Origin of the sequence: Vibrio sp. 10N.286.55.E10, from assembly GCF_002872555.1 — a bacterium.
GTDB lineage: Bacteria > Pseudomonadota > Gammaproteobacteria > Enterobacterales > Vibrionaceae > Vibrio > Vibrio crassostreae.
In genome coordinates, this window is sequence record NZ_MCSD01000013.1 from 180,750 (window position 1) to 185,947 (window position 5,198).

The window sequence follows — 5,198 nt, forward strand, 5'->3', positions numbered from 1 at the left end:
CGCATCTGCTCTTGCGCTCTAAAGCTCTTCGCATCCCGTTCACTAGCATCCCGTATCTGCTCTTAAGCTCTTCGCATCTCGTTTACTCGAATCCCGTATCTGCCCTTAAGCTCTTCGCATCTCGTTTACCCGCATCCCGAATCTGCCCTTAGGCTTTTCGCATCTCGTTCACTCGAATCTCGTATCTGCTCTTTAACCATTCAACTAGGTTGATAATAACCACAATTTGTGGATAATGCTTACGGATTAAACTAACCGTATGCAAGCACACTTTTTTGCTACGCCTTAGACAAAATACGCCTATTCAAATTCCATATTGATAGGGGCAGATTAACTACGCAGTGTGATGTCGCGGAATATCAAGGGGCGGTAGCGTTCCTATCTTTGACATTAAGATGGAAGCGAGATCACGATAGTGGCCTTCCTTAACTCTATTAAATGCTGCGTAGCTGATAAAATTGTTTGCTCTAACTTCTTTGGGTGTCCTTTGGGATATCACGGCACATTCCGTTTCTATGACTTGGTTAACATGAAGATTAATAAAAATCGTCTCCTTATAGCGCTCCTTCCTGTATTACTTGCAGGGTGTACTACTCCAGGAACTCACCTTTCTACTGGCAACAAGAATGTGATTCAGCCTTCAGAGGAACAGCAAGAATCTGATATCTCTGACGTGGTTAACCTTTACCCACTGACAGCGCAATCAGTATCGAGTTACCGAAACGAATCTTTATCGGTTTCCCAAGCTAACCCGACATTAGATGTTGATATTGCAAAGTATGAATATCAAGTGGGTGTCGGTGACATATTAAACATCACCATTTGGGATCACCCTGAACTGACGATTCCAGCGGGCTCTTACCGTAGTAGCGCAGAAGCCGGTAACTGGGTCCATGCAGACGGCACCATCTTCTACCCTTACATTGGTACAGTCGAAGTGGCGGGAAAAACCGTTCGTGAAATTCGTACGGATATTGCGACTCGTTTAGCTAAGTACATCGAGAGCCCTCAGGTTGATGTTAATGTAGCGGCCTTCCGCTCTAAGAAAACCTACATTACGGGTGAGGTTTCAAAACCTGGCCAACAGCCGATTACTAATATTCCATTAACTTTACTAGATGCCGTGAACCGCTCTGGTGGTTTGTCTGAAGATGCAGATTGGCGCAATGTTTCATTAACCCGTAATGGCGTGGAAGAAAATATCTCGCTTTATGGTTTGATGCAACGTGGTGACTTAACTCAAAACCGCTTACTGCAAGCCGGTGATATTGTTCACGTACCGCGTAACGATAATCAAAAAGTCTTCGTGATGGGTGAAGTGAATGACCCACAACTGTTGAAGATTGACCGTGTCGGCATGAGCCTAACCGAAGCACTCAGCAACGTAGGTGGCATCAACCAACTGACGGCAGATGCAACCGGCGTGTTTGTCATCCGAACTTCAGATGATAAATCAGAACGCATGGCGGACATCTATCAACTGAATATGGAAGACGCATCAGCTTTAGTCATTGGTACCGAGTTTGATTTAAGACCTTACGACATTGTTTACGTAACGGCAGCACCAATCAGCCGGTGGAACCGTGTAATCGGTCAGCTTGTACCGACCATTTCAGGCTTCAACGACCTAACCGAAGGTATGTTGCGCGTTCGTAATTGGTAATAAGCCCTGGTTTGTAATAAACCCTAATTAATCATCAGGTTGCATTGTACGTGTAACCTGATTTTTACATCTAAAAGTAAACCCAGTTTATAAGCCCAATACAATTAGAGACCATTATGTTTAATAAAATTTTAGTCGTATGCGTGGGCAATATTTGTCGTTCCCCGACCGGAGAGCGAGTTTTACAAAACTTGCTGCCTAACAAAGAAGTGGCCTCTGCCGGTATCGCGGCCGAGAAAAGCCATCTAATCGGTAAGCCTGCAGACGACACCGCAATCTTAATTGCTGCTGAAAATGGTGTTGATGTTGAAAATCATCAGTCGCAGCAAGTTACACCACAGCTTTGTGCTCAGTATGATTTGATATTGGTGATGGAGAAGGGCCATATGGAGGCGCTCACTCAAATATCACCGGAAGCGCGTGGTAAAACCATGCTGTTTGGTCAGTGGATTGGCCAGAAAGACATTCCCGATCCGCACCGTCAAAGCCGTGAAGCGTTTGAATATGCTTATAAGCTGATTGACGAAGCGGCGCAAGCTTGGGCAAAAAAGCTGTAGGTTTAAATAGACAGTTTTTTAAACGTCATGCTCTAAACGTAGGCGTGGCTAAGCCATCAACAGAATCATATAAAAGAGAAGTACGCGGAGCGTATATATCGTCTCTTAAATAGCAATAATTTAGGAAGTAGCAAACAAATGACAACACAACCCTCTCAGCAATCGCATACAGATAACTCTGATGAGATAGATTTAGGAAAACTGCTTGGCATTCTGCTGGACGCTAAATGGCTAATCATGCTGACCACATTTGCTTTTGCTGTGTTTGGTATCGCGTTTGCTCTGCTTTCAACGCCAATATACAAAGCCGATGCCCTGATCCAAATTGAAGAGAAAAGCTCTGGCGGAATTTCATCGATGGTCGGTGACATGGGCGAGTTGTTCTCTCAAGAATCTTCTGCCACGACAGAAGTGGAGATCATCAAATCTCGTATGATCTTAGGCGAAACGGTTGATAAGTTTAACTTAACGACAGTTACCTCACCTAACTATGCACCCATCGTTGGCAAAGGCTTTGCTCGCTTAACCGGTGACATCAACCACATTGCGGTTAGCCGTTTTAACATGCCAAGCTATGCGAGCGACTACGGGCACACGATCCAGATCCTAGATGCCGAGCAGGGCACTTACCAATTAGTTCGCGACGATGAGCGCGTTATCCTAAAAGGCAAAGTGGGTGAGTTAGCCACTGCCGACGACTACAGCTTGTTTGTGGCAGGTTTTGAATCACACAATGGTTTTGAATTTTCTATTGGTAAACAAAGCCGACTAGAAGCGATCGAATGGTTGAAGAAGTCTTTATCATTGTCTGAGCAAGGCAAGCAGACTGGCATTTTGAAGCTGAGCTTTGAAGGTGAAAACAAGCAGCAGATCTCTGAGATACTCAATCACATCAGCCAGATCTACTTCTTACAGAACGTGAAGCGCAATTCAGCGGAAGCAGAAAAGAGTCTAGAATTCTTAGAAAGCCACCTGCCGGGCATCAAGTCTGAGCTGACTGGCTATGAAGATACGCTAAACAACTACCGCCAAAAGAACGAATCGATCGACTTGGGTTTAGAAGCACAATCAACCTTGAAGGTAATGGTAGAGCTTGAAGCGCAATTGAATGAACTGACGTTTAAAGAGAGTGAAATCAGCCAGCGCTTCACTAAAGATCACCCAGCATACAAAGCCCTACTTGATAAGCGTAAAACGCTATTGGGTGAGAAAGAGCGCTTAAATAAGCAAGTACAAAAGCTACCGAAAACACAACGTGAAGTACTGCGTATGACACGTGATGTTGAAGTAAACCAACAGATCTACATCCAGCTATTAAACAAGGTTCAAGAGCTGAGCATCATCAAAGCTGGTACGGTTGGTAACGTTCGTATCTTAGATGATGCGCAAGCGTATGCTCGTGCCGTTAAACCGAAGAAGCCACTGATTGTTGTATTAGCAACGCTATTGGGTGGCATGCTAAGCGTCGCGTTTGTATTAGTAAAAGCAGCGTTCCACCGTGGTGTGGAAAGCCCAGACCAAATTGAACAAATCGGACTTCCGGTTTACGCCGCGGTACCAAAATCAGATTTACAGATTGAGCTAACCAACCGCTTTAAATCGAAGAAACAGCAGACCAAGGGGACTCAAGCACTGCTTGCCGAATCGAACCCGGCTGATCTTTCGGTTGAAGCGCTGCGGGGCCTGCGTACCAGTTTGCACTTCGCAATGCTCGAAGCGAAAAACAATATCTTGATGATCTCTGGCCCTGCGCCAGGCATTGGTAAGTCATTCATCTCGACCAACTTCGCCGCAGTAGCAGCAAAAACAGGCCAAAAGGTATTGTTGATTGATGCGGATATGCGTAAAGGTTACCTACAACAAAGCTTTGGTGTTAACTGGGATAATGGCCTTTCGGATGTATTGAGCAGCAAGCAAGAGTTCACTCAATCAGTGAAGTCTACGCCAGTTGAAAACCTAGAAATTATTACTCGCGGCCAAGTGCCACCTAACCCATCGGAACTGCTGATGCACCCACGCTTTGCCGAGCTAATGGAATGGGCATCAAAAGAGTATGACTTGGTGATCGTCGATACCCCACCAGTACTCGCGGTAACCGACCCAAGCATCGTCGGCGCCTTCGCGGGCACCACATTAATGGTCGCGCGTTACGGTCAAAACACCATTAAAGAGATCGATGTTGCTCGCAACCGCTTCGAGCAATCGGGCATCGAAGTGAAAGGCGTTATCTTCAACGCCATCGAGAAGAAAGCATCAAGCTCATATGGTTATGGTTACTACAACTACACGTATTCGAGCGACAAGAAGTAGATAAGAGCAGTAACGAGATGCGAGTAGCGAAGAGCAGATACGGGATGCGAGTTATCGAGTATCGAAAAAATAAGAGCTAAAGAGCTGAAAGGCAGATACGAGATGAGAGTGGCGAGATACGAAAAGCGCCACTCGAGTCCGCTCTTCATATCTTCGTTACTCGTTTACTCGCATCTGCTTTTAGTCTCTTCGCATCTCGATACCCGTCACCCGCATCTGCTCATCTAGCTCTTCGCATTCCGTTTACCCGCTACTCGAATCTGCTCTTTGGCTCTTCGTATCTCGTTTACCCGCCACCCGCACCTATTTTTTAACCACTCGCATCCGCTCTTAGTCTCTCCGCATCTCGATACCCGTCACCCGCATCTGCTCTTAATCCTTTCGCATCTCGCTTACTCGCATCCCGCATCTGCTCTTAAGCCTTTCGAATCTCGTTTACCCGTCACTCGCATCCGCTCTTGAGCCTTTCGCATCTCGCTTACTCGAATCCCGCAACTGCTCTTCAAGCTCTTCGCTACTCGCTACCCGCTACTCGCATCCGCTCTTAGTCTCTCCGCATCTCGCTTACCCGTCACTCGCACCCGCTCTTAATCTCCTCGCTATTCGTTTACTCGCCACCCTCATCTGCTCCTCTAGCTTTTCGCATCCCGTTTACCCGTCACTCGAAT

3 protein-coding genes are annotated in these 5,198 nt (G+C 46.2%); all 3 read left to right on the forward strand.

Going from position 1 to position 5,198, the window contains the following annotated elements:
- The first annotated feature begins 529 nt into the window (after nucleotides 1-529).
- The 3 genes from BCV39_RS10320 (at nucleotide 530) to BCV39_RS10330 (ending at nucleotide 4,530) form a co-directional block, all read left to right on the forward strand.
- Nucleotides 530-1,663 (forward strand): polysaccharide export protein, encoded by a 1,134-nt coding sequence (locus tag BCV39_RS10320; RefSeq protein ID WP_102433543.1) that lies wholly within the window; start codon nucleotides 530-532, stop codon nucleotides 1,661-1,663.
- Between the two features lie 116 nt (nucleotides 1,664-1,779).
- On the forward strand, nucleotides 1,780-2,220 hold the full coding sequence (locus tag BCV39_RS10325; RefSeq protein WP_102433542.1) for a low molecular weight protein-tyrosine-phosphatase: 441 nt from the start codon (nucleotides 1,780-1,782) through the stop codon (nucleotides 2,218-2,220).
- 138 nt (nucleotides 2,221-2,358) lie between these two features.
- Entirely contained in the window at nucleotides 2,359-4,530 is a 2,172-nt protein-coding gene (locus BCV39_RS10330) for a polysaccharide biosynthesis tyrosine autokinase (protein ID WP_102433541.1), read from the forward strand.
- Nucleotides 4,531-5,198: the final 668 nt, after the last annotated feature.